The 14700-nt window shown below is 64.2% G+C and carries 15 protein-coding genes; 9 read left to right on the forward strand and 6 right to left on the reverse strand.

The window, feature by feature from the left end; genetic code table 11:
• Positions 1-1764, reverse strand: a complete 1764-nt coding sequence (locus RRX38_RS15850; RefSeq protein WP_295471794.1) for a cation:proton antiporter — start codon at positions 1762-1764, stop codon at positions 1-3.
• 308 nt (positions 1765-2072) lie between these two features.
• Between RRX38_RS15850 and RRX38_RS15855 the strand changes: the two genes are divergently transcribed.
• A complete protein-coding gene (locus RRX38_RS15855; protein ID WP_295471796.1) occupies positions 2073-2558 on the forward strand; it encodes an acyl-CoA thioesterase in 486 nt (161 codons plus the stop codon).
• Positions 2559-2702: 144 nt separating this feature from the next.
• Positions 2703-3095 (forward strand): DUF3301 domain-containing protein, encoded by a 393-nt coding sequence (locus tag RRX38_RS15860; protein ID WP_295471799.1) that lies wholly within the window; start codon positions 2703-2705, stop codon positions 3093-3095.
• Between the two features lie 4 nt (positions 3096-3099).
• Here RRX38_RS15860 and RRX38_RS15865 read toward each other — a convergent pair whose 3' ends face one another.
• Positions 3100-4071 (reverse strand): CobW family GTP-binding protein, encoded by a 972-nt coding sequence (locus RRX38_RS15865; protein ID WP_315959867.1) that lies wholly within the window; start codon positions 4069-4071, stop codon positions 3100-3102.
• A gap of 66 nt (positions 4072-4137) precedes the next feature.
• On the opposite strand from RRX38_RS15865, the gene RRX38_RS15870 reads away from it, so the two are divergent.
• Positions 4138-4464: an NADH:ubiquinone oxidoreductase gene (locus tag RRX38_RS15870; RefSeq protein WP_410524830.1), complete on the forward strand. Its 327-nt coding sequence runs from the start codon at positions 4138-4140 to the stop codon at positions 4462-4464.
• Positions 4465-4552: 88 nt separating this feature from the next.
• Here RRX38_RS15870 and RRX38_RS15875 read toward each other — a convergent pair whose 3' ends face one another.
• Complete coding sequence (locus tag RRX38_RS15875; protein WP_315959869.1) at positions 4553-5188, reverse strand: DUF1826 domain-containing protein; 636 nt, start codon at positions 5186-5188, stop codon at positions 4553-4555.
• The gene (gene zigA / locus RRX38_RS15880; protein WP_315959870.1) at positions 5188-6399 is read right to left on the reverse strand and encodes a zinc metallochaperone GTPase ZigA; all 1212 of its coding nucleotides are present in this window, start codon (positions 6397-6399) and stop codon (positions 5188-5190) included. Before zigA ends, RRX38_RS15875 begins: the two co-directional genes overlap by 1 nt.
• 173 nt (positions 6400-6572) lie before the next feature.
• On the opposite strand from zigA, the gene RRX38_RS15885 reads away from it, so the two are divergent.
• Positions 6573-6941: a glutamine synthetase gene (locus RRX38_RS15885; RefSeq protein ID WP_315962691.1), complete on the forward strand. Its 369-nt coding sequence runs from the start codon at positions 6573-6575 to the stop codon at positions 6939-6941.
• Between the two features lie 37 nt (positions 6942-6978).
• Here the strand turns inward: RRX38_RS15885 and RRX38_RS15890 are convergent, their stop codons facing one another.
• On the reverse strand, positions 6979-7500 hold the full coding sequence (locus tag RRX38_RS15890) for a DUF3617 domain-containing protein (RefSeq protein WP_315959871.1): 522 nt from the start codon (positions 7498-7500) through the stop codon (positions 6979-6981).
• 150 nt (positions 7501-7650) lie between these two features.
• Between RRX38_RS15890 and cls the strand changes: the two genes are divergently transcribed.
• A complete protein-coding gene (cls, locus tag RRX38_RS15895) occupies positions 7651-9090 on the forward strand; it encodes a cardiolipin synthase (protein ID WP_295471814.1) in 1440 nt (479 codons plus the stop codon).
• A gap of 10 nt (positions 9091-9100) precedes the next feature.
• Here the strand turns inward: cls and cfaB are convergent, their stop codons facing one another.
• Positions 9101-10285, reverse strand: a complete 1185-nt coding sequence (gene cfaB, locus RRX38_RS15900; protein ID WP_315959872.1) for a C17 cyclopropane fatty acid synthase CfaB — start codon at positions 10283-10285, stop codon at positions 9101-9103.
• Positions 10286-10485: 200 nt separating this feature from the next.
• Between cfaB and RRX38_RS15905 the strand changes: the two genes are divergently transcribed.
• From RRX38_RS15905 to RRX38_RS15920, 4 genes are read left to right on the forward strand one after another with little or no spacing between them, the layout of a single operon-like run.
• The gene (locus tag RRX38_RS15905; RefSeq protein ID WP_315959873.1) at positions 10486-11103 is read left to right on the forward strand and encodes a CDP-alcohol phosphatidyltransferase family protein; all 618 of its coding nucleotides are present in this window, start codon (positions 10486-10488) and stop codon (positions 11101-11103) included.
• 44 nt (positions 11104-11147) lie between these two features.
• Positions 11148-12905, forward strand: coding sequence for a bifunctional alpha/beta hydrolase/class I SAM-dependent methyltransferase (locus tag RRX38_RS15910; protein ID WP_315959874.1), 1758 nt, complete (start codon positions 11148-11150; stop codon positions 12903-12905).
• Complete coding sequence (locus RRX38_RS15915) at positions 12902-14248, forward strand: phosphatase PAP2/dual specificity phosphatase family protein (RefSeq protein WP_315959875.1); 1347 nt, start codon at positions 12902-12904, stop codon at positions 14246-14248. Before RRX38_RS15910 ends, RRX38_RS15915 begins: the two co-directional genes overlap by 4 nt.
• Positions 14238-14693: a hypothetical protein gene (locus RRX38_RS15920; protein ID WP_315959876.1), complete on the forward strand. Its 456-nt coding sequence runs from the start codon at positions 14238-14240 to the stop codon at positions 14691-14693. The genes RRX38_RS15915 and RRX38_RS15920 overlap by 11 nt, the downstream gene beginning before the upstream one ends.
• Positions 14694-14700 lie beyond the last annotated feature (7 nt).

The raw sequence follows: 14700 nt of genomic DNA on the forward strand, positions 1-14700 counted from the left end.
TCAGTGCCCTGGCGAATCCTGGTTGTTGCCCAGGGTTTCCAGCAGGGCGATCTGCATCCGTGAATGCACGCGGATGAACCAGCGCCACAGCAGCGCAGCCACCACGGCCGCGACCAGCAGGATCACCACCAGCAACTCCAGCGTCGGCAGGATGCTGGCCGACAGGGCGGCCAGCAGGATGAAGATGGCCACCAGTGACACCAGCGGGATCACTTCAGCCACCACCTTGCGCACCCTGGCGGTGTGGCGCCCTGCCATTTCCGGCTTGACGCCCATCTCGGCCAGCAGCATCGACAGGGCCTTGAGCTTGCGATAGGCCGCGATCAGAAACGGCAGCGACAGCAACAGCGCCGCCCCACAGATCCAGGCCTTCTGATGGCCGACATCGGCGACCCATTCGCTCATGTACACGCCGATGCGCGCGGCGAAATAACCACCGCAGAAAAAGATCGCAATGACCAGCGCCAGGTTGACGCCCACCTGCAGCAGAATCCGCCGGATCATGGAGGCCAGCATGGCGCCCTGGCCCTGGGGCTGGATGCTGCGCAGCCACTCGCCATACATGGAGAACACCCGCCCGACCCGCCGCGGTACCACACTGGCAAGGCGTATCGACAGCGGGTCGGCGGCGCGGATCAGGTACGGGGTGAGCAAGGTGGTGATGGCCGATACCGCGACCGCCACCGGATAGAGGAAATCGCTGGTGACCTGCAGGGTCATGCCCAGGCCGGCGATGATGAAGGAGAACTCGCCAATCTGCGAAAGCCCCATGCCCACCCGCAGCGAGGTACGCCCGTCGTTACCGGCCAGAAAAGCCCCCAGCCCGCAGGAAATCATCTTGCCCAGCACCACCGCGACGGTAATCACCGCAATCGGCCAGGCGTATTCGAGGAGGATCTGCGGGTCGATCATCAGGCCGATGGCGACGAAGAAGATGGCACTGAACATGTCGCGAATCGGTTCGATCAGCCGCTCGATCTTCAGCAGCTGGCGCGACTCGGCCATGATCGCGCCAATCAGGAAGGCGCCCAGCACCATGCTGTACTCCAGGCGCACCACCAGCAGGCAGAAGCCGAAGCACAGGCCCAGCACCGTGACCAGCAGCATCTCGTCGCTCTCGAAGCGGGCCACGTAGGCCAGCAGGCGCGGTACCAGCAGAATACCGATGACCAGGGCGACGATCATGAACAGCGACAGCTTGCCCACCGTGGAAAACACTTCGCCGGAGCTGACCGCACCGCTGACGGCGATGCCGGATAACAAGGCAATGATGCCAATGCCGAGGATGTCCTCGACGATCAGTACGCCGAAGATCAGCTGGGCGAAGTGCTGGTTCTTCATCTTCAGGTCGTTGAGCGCCTTGACGATGATGGTCGTCGAGGAAATCGCCAGGATCGCGCCGAGGAACAGCGAATCCATGGTGCCCCAACCGAAATACTGGCCGATCTCGTAGCCGAGCCAGATCATCAGCAGGATTTCCAGGAACGCCGCGATGAACGCCGTGGCGCCGACCTTGAACAGTTTGCGCAGGCTGAACTCCAGGCCCAGACAGAACATCAGGAAGATCACCCCCAGCTCAGCGAGGATCTTGATGGTGTGTTCGTCGTGGATCAGCCCCACCGGTGGGGTGTGCGGGCCGATCAGGAAGCCGGCGACGATGTAGCCCAGTACCACGGGTTGCTTGAGGCGATGAAACACGATGGTCACCACCCCGGCCACCAGCATGATCACGGCCAGGTCCTGGATGAAGTCAACGGCATGCATGGGGGATGGTGCTCCTTGTGGCCATGGCGACGCTGCCTCACGACAGGCTGCACAGCGTGTCGATCAATCCGTGGCAACGCCTGAGATCGCGCTGAATGCGCAGGCAATACCCGCACGAAGATGTTTTGCAGGGTAACACTGCACTCTTCGCCATAAAGCCAGTGCAATATATGGAAACAGATAGATGACCGTGCGTGACGGAACCCCCTCCCCCGACGTCGTGATATCTGCTGTCGGCCCCGTTATCGGAGGCCGGCCAGAGCGCCAGCCGAGGCGCCTTTCTATCCTCCTTGACCGTGAGATGCGCAATGGAACCCGGAAACGCCCAACTGACGATGACCGTACTCATGACCCCGGACATGGCCAACTTCTCAGGCAATGTACATGGCGGCACCCTGCTCAAGTACCTGGACGAAGTGGCCTATGCCTGCGCCGCCCGCTACGCCGGCAGCTATGTAGTGACCCTCTCGGTGGACCAGGTGATCTTCCGCGAGCCGGTCCACGTCGGAGAGCTGGTGACCTTCCTGGCTTCGGTGAACTACACCGGCAACACCTCGATGGAAGTCGGCATCAAAGTGGTCACCGAGAACATCCGTGAGCGCTCGGTGCGGCACAGCAACAGTTGCTTCTTCACCATGGTGGCGGTGGACGACAACCGCAAACCGGTGCGTGTGCCACCGCTGGAGCCACAGACCCCCGATGCCAAGCGGCGTTTCATCCAGGCCCAACAGCGTCGACAGTTGCGTCAGGAGCTGGAAAAGCGCTACCAGGAAATCAAGGAAGAGTCGCTGTAATACCTGGCCAGCAGGACAGGATGCGTTTCATCCGCGATCCTTAACGCTATACAAGTGCAGTCATGCAAATTTTGCAGCATGCGCACTGGCTGACACTCGCTGGACGCAGTTAAGCTTTAGGCTCACCGGCTGGAGCGTTCCGTCATGCTGACCCTGGGTAATATTTCTGTCCTGATGCTGCTGGCCACCGCTGCAGCATGGCTCTGGCATGCCCACGGCCTGCGGGAAAAGGCGCTGGCGCGGGTCAAGCAGCACTGTGCACGGCTCGAGCTGGAACTGCTCGACGACAACGTCGCGTTCAAGCGCCTGGCCTGGGTGGCGGATGCCCAAGGGCACAAACGCCTGGCGCGGGTCTACGGGTTCGAGTTCACCGTGACCGGCGAGCAGCGCCACCCCGGCACCATCACCCAGTTCGGTGCGCACAGCGCGCAAATCGAATTGGCGCCCTACCCCTTCGAGATCAAGCCACCCCAGCCCACCGCCGAGGTCATCCGCCTCGACGAATGGCGCCAGTCACACCAGAAATGGAAACAGTGACCCCTCAGCCCAGGCGACAGCCGGCCAGCCCTCGCTGTAGCGCGGCGGCATCCTGAGCCTCGGTGAAAATCAGCTCCAGCCGCGAATCCTGCCGCCATTCACTGGCCTGCCAGGCCAGTGCTCCACCCTCGAGCGCATTGGCCGCCTGCCAACCCTCTTCAGCGTGAATCACCAGCTTGGCACGCCGCCAGCTCAGCACACCCAGCCAGTGCTCCACGCGCTGGCGGTCGAAGCGTTGCGAAGGGTGCCAACGCCAGCCGATGCTCCAACCGTCGGCGCTGGCCTGGCTGAGCACCACCGGCTGCTCTTCCCGCGACCACTGGGCAGCCGCTGCCTGCAGGCTGGGTGGCAGTGCCAGGGGCGCGGCGGAAGGGGCTTCCAGCGCCGAGACGTGCAGGCCCGGAAGCTGTTGCAGCGGCAAGCGCCCCTGGCTGCACCAGACCATCGGGCGCTCAGGCAGGGCGGCCAGCACCGCCTGGCGCGCCGCTGCATCGAGCCCTTCCGACTTGTTGAGAACCAGCAGACCGGCGTGCTCCAGCGCCTGGCGCTGGGTATCGGGCAGCGGCTGGCCGGCGGCCAGGGCCTGGGCATCGAGCACCAGCAGCGCCGGCATGACACGCAGCACCTCCTGCCAAGGAGCCTGGCGCAGCTGCTCCAGCAACTGCGCGGGGTGGCCCAGTCCCGAGGGTTCGATCAGCAGTCGGTCGGGCCGCGCTTTGCGCAGCAGGCGGCCGAGGCCAATCTGGAAAGGCACACCATTGACGCAGCACAGGCAGCCACCTGCCACTTCGCCCAGTGCGATACCATCGGCGCCGGTGGTCAACAAGGCCGCGTCCAGGCCGATCTGGCCAAACTCGTTGATCAGCACGGCCCAGCGCTCGTCAGCGGGCTTGTTGGCCAACAGGTGGCGGATCAGGCTGGTCTTGCCGGCGCCCAAGGGGCCGGCAATCACATGGGTAGGAATGTTCTGCAGCATGCGTTCGCTTCGAGGGGGTAAGGTTTGCAATTCAGAGGCACAGCCGTCCTGATGATGGCGCTGGCGATGATCGCCTCGCAACAGGTGCAGGCAGCCGCCTGTATCGTCCATAGCCAGGCCGAACGCCTGGACGTGAAGGTCTGCCAGGAGAATGTCTCCATCCCGGCCGAGTTGTTCAACGAAGGCTTCTGCAAGCCGCAACTGGTCGGACAGCAGGTCGACGTCAGCTTCGCCGAACACTGCCCTGCGGGGGCCTTCGGGGTGTGCCGCAACGCGCAAGTCGCCAATATGCCTTATCGCGAGCATATCCACTATTACGGGGTGGCCAGCGATGCGCTGTACCTCAAGCCCTACTGCGAACAGCAGAGCCAGGGGCAGTGGCAGACGCCCTAGCGGGCAGGAGCGGCTTTAGCCGCGAAAAGACCATGAAAATCGCCGCATCTGCTGTGGAAATCAGGGCATTTCGCGGCTGAAGCCGCTCCTACAGCCAGTCCAGGGTGAGGATCAGACGCCGCTGGTTGCGCTCCAGAGGGGGCGAACGATGTACCAACCCGCAACCTTCGTTGCCCGTCCAACGCTCGCCCTTGAGCAACGCCACTTCGCCGCAATGGATCTGTTGGATGGCAGCGCCTGCCTGCGGCTCGCCCAGGCGTGTGCGGTCCACGTCCGCTTCACGCAACCACTGGCTGCCGACGCCAGCGTAGGTGGTGATCAGCCGCATGGGCACGTGGTCGACGTGAAAGCGTGGGCACATGGCCCTGTCCATGGCGCGCAGGCGCACCCCGACCTGCTCGGCGCCGAGCAGGCAGGCATAGGCACTGACCAGCCAGCTCACGTCGGCGATGAACCCGTCGTAACCCTGGATGTCGGCGTAGCCGCAAGCCAGGCCGCTGAGGTCCGGCTCGCGCTCTCCTGCGGCAGTGTGCAGGGTAATGGATTCGGAGAGCGGCTCGGCAAGGTTAAGCAACGCGTCGGCGAAGGTCTGGATATGCACCGGCAGCTGGCGTTGCCAGACCGCCAGGTTGACACCGTCCTGCAGCGCTTCGCCGAGAACCTCCGGCGTATCCCCACACACCTGGCGCACGGTGGCGCTAACCGGCAGCACCTTGGCCAGCATCAGGCCGCCTCCTCGGCGGTCTGCCAGACCCCGAACGGATCGGGCAACTGCTGCCAGACCTCGGCCCCAAGCGCCATTTCCTCGTCGTTGAGCAGGCAGGCATCCAGCTCGGCAGTCATGTGTGCGAAGTCGATGTTCTGGCCGATGAACACCAGTTCCTGGCGGCAGTCGCCGCTCGCCGGGTCCCATTCCTTCATGATCGCGCCAAGGCTTTCCTGATCCTGCGGCCAGTGAGCCTGGGGCACGAAACGCCACCAGCGGCCGGCCATGCCGTGGCGCATCAGGCCGCCAGCCTGCGACCAGCTGCCCGCTTCCTGGTACTTGCTGGCCAGCCAGAAGAACCCCTTGGAGCGCAGCAGCTTGCCGTTGCTCCAGGGCCGCGAGAGGAAGTTGAAAAAGCGCTCGGGATGAAAGGGCCGCCGCGCCCGATAGACCGTTGAGGCGATGCCGTACTCGTCGGTTTCCGGCACATGCTCGCCGCGCAATTCCTGAAGCCAGCCCGGCGCCTGGGCGGCGCGTTCGAAGTTGAACAGCCCAGTGTCGAGGATGGTCGCCAGCGGCACCTGGCCCATGACCATGGGCACGATCTGCGCCTGGCTGTTGAGCCGCGCCAGGATGGCCATGAGTTCTTCGCGTTCGCTGGAGCTGATCAGGTCGATCTTGCTGAGCAGGATCACATCGGCGAACTCGATCTGCTCGATCAGCAGGTCAGTGATCGAACGCTCGTCGTTCTCGCCCAGGGTTTCGCCACGGCTCTCCAGGCTTTCGGCCGCCTGGTAGTCGAGCAGGAAATTCACCCCGTCGACCACGGTGACCATGGTGTCCAGGCGCGCGATATCCGACAGGCTCTGCCCGGTCTCGTCGCGGAAGGTGAAGGTTTCGGCCACCGGCAGCGGCTCGGATATGCCCGTGGACTCGATCAGCAGGTAGTCGAAGCGCCCCTCGCGGGCCAGGCGGCTGACCTCTTCGAGCAGGTCTTCACGCAGCGTGCAGCAGATGCAGCCGTTGCTCATTTCCACCAGTTTCTCGTCGGCGCGGTTGAGGGTGACATCGCGCTGCACTTCGCTGCCGTCGATGTTGATCTCACTCATGTCATTGACGATTACCGCTACGCGCAGGTCTTCGCGGTTGCGCAGCACATGGTTGAGCAGGGTGCTCTTACCGGCACCGAGGAAGCCGGAAAGGACGGTAACGGGTAAACAGTTCGACATCGGGCTCACCATCAGGGTAGTCAGGCTTGGGGCATATTCGGTTAGGCTGCGTCGAGCTCTGCTGGCTCGGTGACAGAGCATGGAACATCGACAATGTTATATTATAACCAAACCGAATTGCCAACCCGCCGACGAGGGGCTCGTGCATGCGCTGGACGTTTTTGCTGACTTTGATGCTGCTGTGCAGCGGCGGGGTGCAGGCGATGGGAATGGCTCGGCCGAGCGACCAGGCCACCTGCACGCGCAGCTTGAACCTGCTGGCCTGCAGCGATGAGTTGGGTAATTTCTATTCGGTCGCGACGCAGGGCCGCGCCAGTTACCTGCGCGGCTATGAGGCGGCGGATGAAAGACGCTGGGCACAGACCAACAGCCGCTACGGGCAGCTGACTCTCTTTACCGGGCTGGCCTCAGACGGCGAGATCTGGATCGGTACTATCCAGCGCGTGGGTTGGACTACCGTGACCCGGGTGTCCAGCTCCAAGGGCACCCGCAGCAGCATCAGCTGCGGGCGTCTGACCGGGTGTCACGAGCAAAGACGTTGATACGCCTGGAAAATGTTCCACGTGGAACATCGACACTTCAGGTGCGCGGCGCGACGGTTCCACACTGCGCGCCCAACCACACGGCACGGGTATCGAGACTGCCGGTTTGCTGTTTACCCGAGGCATTGAAAGTGCCGTTCACATGGGTGGTGAATTCGCGATCACTGACGAACTGCGCCTGGCCGGTGCCCTGCGCACGCGGGCAGCTGAACTGGAAGTTCCAGGTCTGACCATTGCGCGCTGTGACCTTCTGGTTGCAGCCAGACTTGGGATCGGTCAACGGGATGTCGTCAGCCTTCACCTGTTGCTCGGTCAGGCAAAAGCGCACGCCTTGGCCACCGAGGGTAATACCCTGCTTCTGCATGGCCTGCTCCATCATCGCCCGTTGCTCTGGCGGCAGGTTCTTCAGCTGCCCCAGCATGAACTGCATGTCTGGCAACGCCTGCCCATCGACCTGCATGTTGCTGGAGGTCAGCTCCCATAAACCCGGTTGCAGCATCTGGGCCTGTGCCATTGGTGCGGCCAGGCAGAACATCCAAGCCAACATGCGTTTGTTCATCTAGGGATTCCTCGTGGGGCCAATCGGATAACGGCGTGCAGCACGCTGTGGCTTAGACGACACAGACCCGCCGCCGTTGCATGACGAATTGAATAGCGACAAATAAGGCCTGCTATGGTCTGTTAGGCATGACGATATGCAGGAGCCTCCATGGATTACCACAGCCCGTATTTTTTCGGTTATGTGCTGGGTTTCATTCATCTGCTGGGCAGCGCCGCTGCCATCCACGCGCTGCTGACCGTACGCACTGCGCAGGGCGCCATTGCCTGGGCGATGTCGCTGGTGTTCATTCCCTACATCACACTGATTCCGTACCTGGTGTTTGGCCGCAGTTCCTTCGATGCCTACATCAAGGCGCGGCGCCTGGCCAACAAAGAGATGAAGCACGCCATCAGCAACCTGAACTGGCGGCCCTGGATCGACGAAGCGGTAGCCGCTCGGCGTTCCGAAGCTTACGCGGCGTTGCGCGCCATGCCGCGCCTGGGGCACATGCCGGCACTGGCCAACAATGAGGTGCGCCTGCTGATCAACGGCCAGGCCAGCTTCGCCGCCATCTTCGAAGCGATTCGCCAGGCCCGGCAAACGGTGCTGGTGCAGTTCTTCATCATCCACGACGACGACCTGGGCCGGCGCCTGCAGGACCTGCTGTTGCAGAAGGCGGCCGAGGGTGTGGCGATCTATGTGCTCTACGACCGCATCGGCAGCCATGCCCTGCCCGCCAGCTACGTGGAAAAGCTGCGCGCTGGCGGCGTGAGGATCAAGGCCTTCGCCACCCACGGTGGCTGGCTTAACCGTTTCCAGATCAACTTCCGTAACCACCGCAAGATCGTGGTGGTCGATGGCCTGAAAGGCTATCTGGGCGGGCACAACGTTGGCGATGAATACCTGGGCCTCAAGCCACCGCTGTCACCCTGGCGCGACACCCACGTAGAAGTCATCGGCCCGGTGGTGGCTTGCCTGCAGGAGAGCTTCGCCGAGGACTGGTTCTGGGCTACCCGCCAACTGCCGCCGCTGAGCCTGCCCGACAGCTTTCCCGAAGACGGGGTACTGTGCCAGCTGCTGGCCAGCGGTCCGGCGGATGCCCAAGAGACCTGCTCGCTGTTCTTCGTCGAAGCGATTCACTCGGCCCAGCGCCGCTTGTGGATCACCAGCCCGTATTTCGTGCCCGATGAGGCCGTGTCGGCCGCCCTGCACCTGGCAGTGCTGCGCGGTGTCGATGTGCGCATCCTGCTGCCGTCGCGCCCGGACCATTACGTGGTGTATGCCGCATCCAGCCTCTACGCCTTCGCGGCAGTGCGCAGCGGCGTGCGGGTGTTTCGCTACCAGCCGGGCTTCCTGCACCAGAAGGTGGTCCTGGTGGATGACGAAGTCACCGCCATCGGCAGCGCCAACCTGGACAACCGCTCGTTCCGCCTCAACTTCGAACTCATGCTGCTCACCGTCGACCCGGTCTTCGCCAGCCAGGTCGAGGCCATGCTGGTCGCCGACTTCGAGCTGGCTCGGGAGATCACCGTGCAGGACAGCCGCGAAACCCGGCGCCTGCACCAATTGGGCATGCGCGTGGCACGGCTGATCTCGCCCATCCTGTGAGGCGCCTGGCTCAGCGATAGAGGTCTTCGCGGGTCAGCGGCAGGTCGTGGCTGCCGTCGGCCAGGGGTTTGACGGTGAGAATCTGATGCAGGTTGATCCAGCCCTTGGCGAAGGCATAGGCACAGCCGGCCAGGTAAAGGCGCCAGATGCGCAGGCTCTGCTCCGAAACCAGAGCCTGGGCCTCGGCCAGATGCGCTTCGAGCCGCGCACTCCAGTGGTTGAGGGTCTTGGCGTAATGCAGGCGCAGACTTTCCACGTCGACGATCTCCAGGCCGGCCTCGCTCAGGTGCCCGCCGATCATCACCAGGTGCGGCAGCTCACCATTGGGAAACACATAGCGGTCGATGAACTCACCAGCACCGCGCCCCACCGGCCGACCATCGACGTGCCGGGCGGTGATGCCGTGGTTCATCACCAGGCCGCCCTCCTTCACCGCGCCGAACAGGCAGCGGGCATACAGCGGCAGGTTGGCATGCCCGACATGCTCGAACATGCCGACGCTGACCACCTTGTCGAAGCGGCCATCCTGCGGCAGGTCGCGATAGTCGAGCAGCCGCAGCTCGACACGATCCTGCAAGCCTTCGGCCTCGACACGCTGTTGCGCCAGGGCCAGTTGCTGATGGCTCAGGGTGATGCCGAATACTCGCGCGCCGTATTCGCGTGCCGCGAAACGCGCCAGCCCTCCCCACCCACAGCCGACGTCCAGCAAGTAATCGCCGGGCTGCAGGCGCAGCTTGCGGCACAGGTGGTGGAATTTGTCCTGCTGGGCCTGTTCCAGGCTTTGCTCGCCGGTCTTGAAGTAGGCGCAGGAGTAGACCATGTCGCGGTCCAGCCACAACTGGTAGAAGGCATTGGACAAGTCGTAGTGGTAGGCAATCGACGCCGCGTCGAGGTCCTTGTCATGGGCCCGGCGCGCCACGCCCTGCTCGGCCTCCGGGCCGCCCAGGGCGCTGGTCAGTTCGTCGCAGACTCGCACCACTTCGCTGATCGGCCCTTCGACGTCCAGGCGTCCTTCGACGAAGGCGCTGCCTAGCAGGTCGAGGCTCGGGTGGCTGAAGTCGGACACCAGCAGCGGGTCCTTGACCAGAATGGTGATACCGGGGTCTGGCCCCAGGTCGATCTGCTGACCGTCCCAGAGCTTGAGCCGCAGTGGCAGACGAAGCGCTTGCAAGGCCGTCGGAAGTTGCGCGTGCATCACAGTAAACCTCCTTACCCAGTCACATCGGAAAAAGGTAGTTCAGATATGCGAGCGGCTTACGACCGCTAGCCTACTGGTCAACAAGACCTTTCCTGCACCAATACAGGAAAGGGATCACGTTTTACTTCAACTGCTCCTGTACGAAACGGCGCCATCCGCCGATGATGCGCCCAGCTACCCTGCAAGGACGAACTGCTTTGATTTCTATCTACCAGCTCAAACCACGCTTTCAGAATCTGCTGCGCCCGGTGGTGCAACGCCTCCATGACCAGGGCTTCACCGCCAACCAGGTCACCTTGGGCGCGTGCCTGGTGTCACTGCTGGTCGGCGCCCTGGTCGCCGCCGGCATCCCGCACTACTGGGTTTTCGCGCTCATTCCGGCGTGGATGATTCTGCGCATGGCGCTCAATGCCATCGACGGCATGCTGGCCCGGGAGTTCGGCCAGAAGTCGCGCCTGGGCGCCTACCTCAACGAACTGACTGACGTCATCGCCGACAGCGCGCTGTTCCTGCCCTTCGCCCTCTTGCCCGGCGTCAGCGCGGCACTGGTGGTGCTGGTCACCCTGCTGGCCATCGTCAGCGAATACGCCGGTGTGCTCGGCCCGATGATCGGCGCGTCACGCCGCTACGACGGGCCGATGGGCAAAAGCGACCGCGCCTTCGTCTTCGGCGTCCTGGGCGCGGGCGTGGCCTGCGGAATATTGGCGCCGTTGTGGATAAATATCCTCCTCGCCGTGGTCACAGGCCTGCTGATCTACACCGTGGTCAACCGGGTGCGCCAGGGACTAGCGGAAGACAGCGGATCCGCCCAGTAAATTCTCCCCGGTTCGATGAAATCTTGTTGGCATAAGGAGTTCGCATGCGCGACGTGATTGCTCTGCATTTCGCCACCCACGACGGTGTCGAGCTGTTCTATCGGCACTGGCCCGCCATGGGTCAGGCGCCGGGCAAGACGCGCCAGGCCATCGTGCTGCTGCACCGCGGCCACGAGCACTCCGGACGTATCGCCCACCTGGTCGAAGAACTCGACCTGCCGGGCTTCGATTTCTTCGCCTGGGACGCGCGGGGCCACGGCCAGTCGCCAGGCGCCCGCGGCGACAGCCCGAGCTTCGCGACCACGGTGCGCGACCTGCAGACCTTCATCGAGCACATCGGCGCCAGCCATGGCGTCGAGGCCAGCAACATCGCGGTGGTGGCACAGAGCGTTGGCGCGGTGGTCGCCGCCACCTGGGCCCATGACTATGCGCCCAGAATACGCGCCATGGTGCTCGCCTCCCCGGCGTTCAAGGTCAAGCTCTACGTGCCCTTCGCTCGCCAGGGCCTGGCGCTGCTGCGTCGGCTGAAGGGCAATTTCTTCGTCAACAGCTATGTGAAATCGCGCCTGCTGACCCACGACCGGCATCGCCAGGTGAGCTACGACAGCGACCCGCTGATCGCCAAGGCGATTTCGGTCAACGTGCTGCTGGGCCTGTACGAAGCCGCCGAACGGGTGGTGGCCGATGCCCAGGCCATCCAGGTGCCGACCCAGTTGCTGATTTCCGGCGCGGACTTCGTGGTCCACCGTAAGCCGCAGGAGCAGTTCTTCGAACGCCTGGGCAGCCTGCACAAAGAGCAGCACATCCTGCCGGGCTTCTTCCACGACACCTTGGGCGAGCGCGACCGTGAGCAGGCTCTGAGCCGTATCCGTCGTTTCGTCCTGCACGCCTTCGAGCAACCCGTACAGCGCCCTGCCCTGCTGGACGCCGACCGGGTCGGTGCGACCTGCGCCGAGGCCGAAGCCCTCGCCGCGCCCTTGCCGCGCAACTCGGTGCGTGACCTGTACTGGCGCCTGACCCGAGCCAGCATGCGCCTGGGCAGTTCATTGTCTGCAGGGGTGAAGCTGGGCTTCGATACCGGCTTCGACTCCGGCAGCACCCTGGACTACGTGTACCGCAACCAGCCCACCGGACGCGGCGGCCTGGGCCGACTGATCGACCGCAATTACCTGGAGTCGATCGGCTGGCGCGGCATTCGCCAGCGTAAGGTGAACATCGAAGAGCTGCTGCGCCTGGCCATGCAGCGCCTGCGCGACGCCCAGCGCCCGGTGCGCATCGTCGACATCGCCGCCGGCCACGGGCGCTACATCCTCGAATCGCTCAAGGGCGTCGAACCGCTGCCCGAGTCGATCCTGCTGCGCGACTACAGCGACCTCAACGTTCAGCAGGGCAGCGCGTTGATCGAACAGCTGGACCTCGACGAGATTGCCCGCTTCATCAAGGCCGACGCCTTCGACCGTGACAACCTCGCCGCCCTCGACCCCAAGCCGACCCTGGCCGTGGTTTCCGGCCTCTACGAACTGTTCGCCAGCAACCGCATGGTCGGCGATTCGCTGGCGGGCCTGGCCGCCGCCGTGGAACCGGGTGGCTACCTAGTCTACACCGGGCAGCCCTGGCACCCGCAACTGGAGCTGATCGCCCGTGCCCTGACCAGCCATCGCGGCGGCCAGGCCTGGGTGATGCGCCGTCGCAGCCAGGCCGAGATGGACCAACTGGTGGAAGCGGCAGGCTTTCGCAAGATCACCCAGCGCATCGACGAATGGGGGATCTTCAGCGTGTCGCTCGCGCAGCGTCTGCCGTGAGCCCGGCCCGCGAACCCGGCCTATGGAAAAGGGCCGTCGTCTGGCTGCTGTTGCTGGCGCCGTTCTTCTTTGGCAGCTATGGCTTCGCCACCTGGTACACGGCGCAGCGCAGCGACGTCGGCAGCCTGGTATTCGCCTGGGAAAGCCATATGCCGTTCTGGGCCTGGACCATCGTGCCGTACTGGTCCATCGACCTGCTCTACGGTTTTTCGCTGCTCGCCTGCCTGACCCGTCGCCAACTGGATACCCACGCCCTGCGCCTGTTCAGCGCGCAACTGCTGGCGGTGTCGTGCTTCCTGCTCTGGCCGTTGCGCTTCACCTTCCAGCGCCCGGACATGGACGGCCTGTTCGGCTGGCTGTTCGACGTGCTGGCCGGCTTCGACAAGCCGTTCAATCAGGCACCCTCATTGCACATCGCCCTGCTGGTGATTCTCTGGGTGTGCTACGAGCGCTACCTGCGAGTTTTCCACAGGGTCTGGCGCTGGCTGTTGCATGGTTGGTTCGCGTTGATCGGCCTGTCGGTGCTGACCACCTGGCAACACCATTTCATCGACGTGCCCACCGGTGCGTTGGCCGGCTGGTTCTGCGTGTGGCTGTGGCCCGACCAGGGCCGCAGCCCGCTGCTGAGCATGTGCCTGGCCCGCGATGCGGCACGCTGGCGACTCGCCGGCACCTACCTGCTGGGCGCCAGCGGACTCGGCGCCACAGGCCTGGCGCTGGGCGGTGCCGGCCTGTGGCTGCTGTGGCCGGCCTTGTCGTTGTCGATGGTGGGGCTCAACTACCTGCTGTTCGGTGCCCAGGGCTTCCAGAAGCGCGAGGACGGCCAGTTATCCCCAGCGGTTCGCTGGCTGCTGGCGCCTTACCTGCTCTGTGCCTGGATCAATTCACGGCTGTGGACAAGAAAACGGCCGGCCCCCGACCGGGTTGTGGACAACCTCTGGTTGGGTCGCCTGCCCGCTGCGCGAGAGCTGCAACCCTTCGCCGCCATTGTGGATATCTGCGCCGAACTGCCCGTGAGGCCGGGGCCACGCGTTTATCACCGCCTGGCTCAGCTCGATCTGCTGGCCCCAGACGCCGGGCAATGCCTGGCGGCCGCTCAGGCCATCGAAGCCGCCCGCCATGCCGGCGCGACTCTGGTGTGCTGCGCGCTGGGCTATTCACGCAGCGCCACCGCCGTCGCGGCCTGGCTGCTATATACCCGGCGCGCCGACACTGTGGATAACGCCGTGGCGCAGGTTCGCCAGGCGCGTCCGGGCGTGGTCCTCAAGGCCCCGCACCTGCGCGCCCTGCACGCCATGCTCGGCGCCTGCAGCCAGGCAGCGGAGGTTTCCCATGCACCCTGACATGCACCTGCACATCATTGCCGGCCTGCTGCGTCGCGGCCATGCCCTCGACCAGTTGTCCACAGGGCTGACCCTGCTCAGCGTGGTGCTGGGTCTTGTCCCCCTGTGGATAAACACACCCGCCCTGCCCGTTGCAATGCTGGCGGCCTGCCTGATGCTGCTCGGACTTGTGGAAAAGTACTACGCGCTGCGCGTGGCGTTCGACGCCGAGCTGTTCCAGACCCTGGCCAGCGACGCCACGCACCTGACGGCAAACACCCGGGCGCTGGACCAGGCGCTGACCGGCCTGGGCCTGCAACCGGCGGGCAAGGCCAGCCGCCCCTGGGCCGAACGCAGTCAGGGCGCGTTGAAGCTGTTGCGCCAACAGGTGCTGTTCGTGGCCCTGCAGTGTGTGCTGCTGTTGGGCACCTTGCTGATTTACCCATGGCTCGCCATGTTCCATTGAAGGAAAT

Source organism: Pseudomonas sp. DTU_2021_1001937_2_SI_NGA_ILE_001 (assembly GCF_032463525.1).
Classification (GTDB): Bacteria; Pseudomonadota; Gammaproteobacteria; order Pseudomonadales; family Pseudomonadaceae; genus Aquipseudomonas.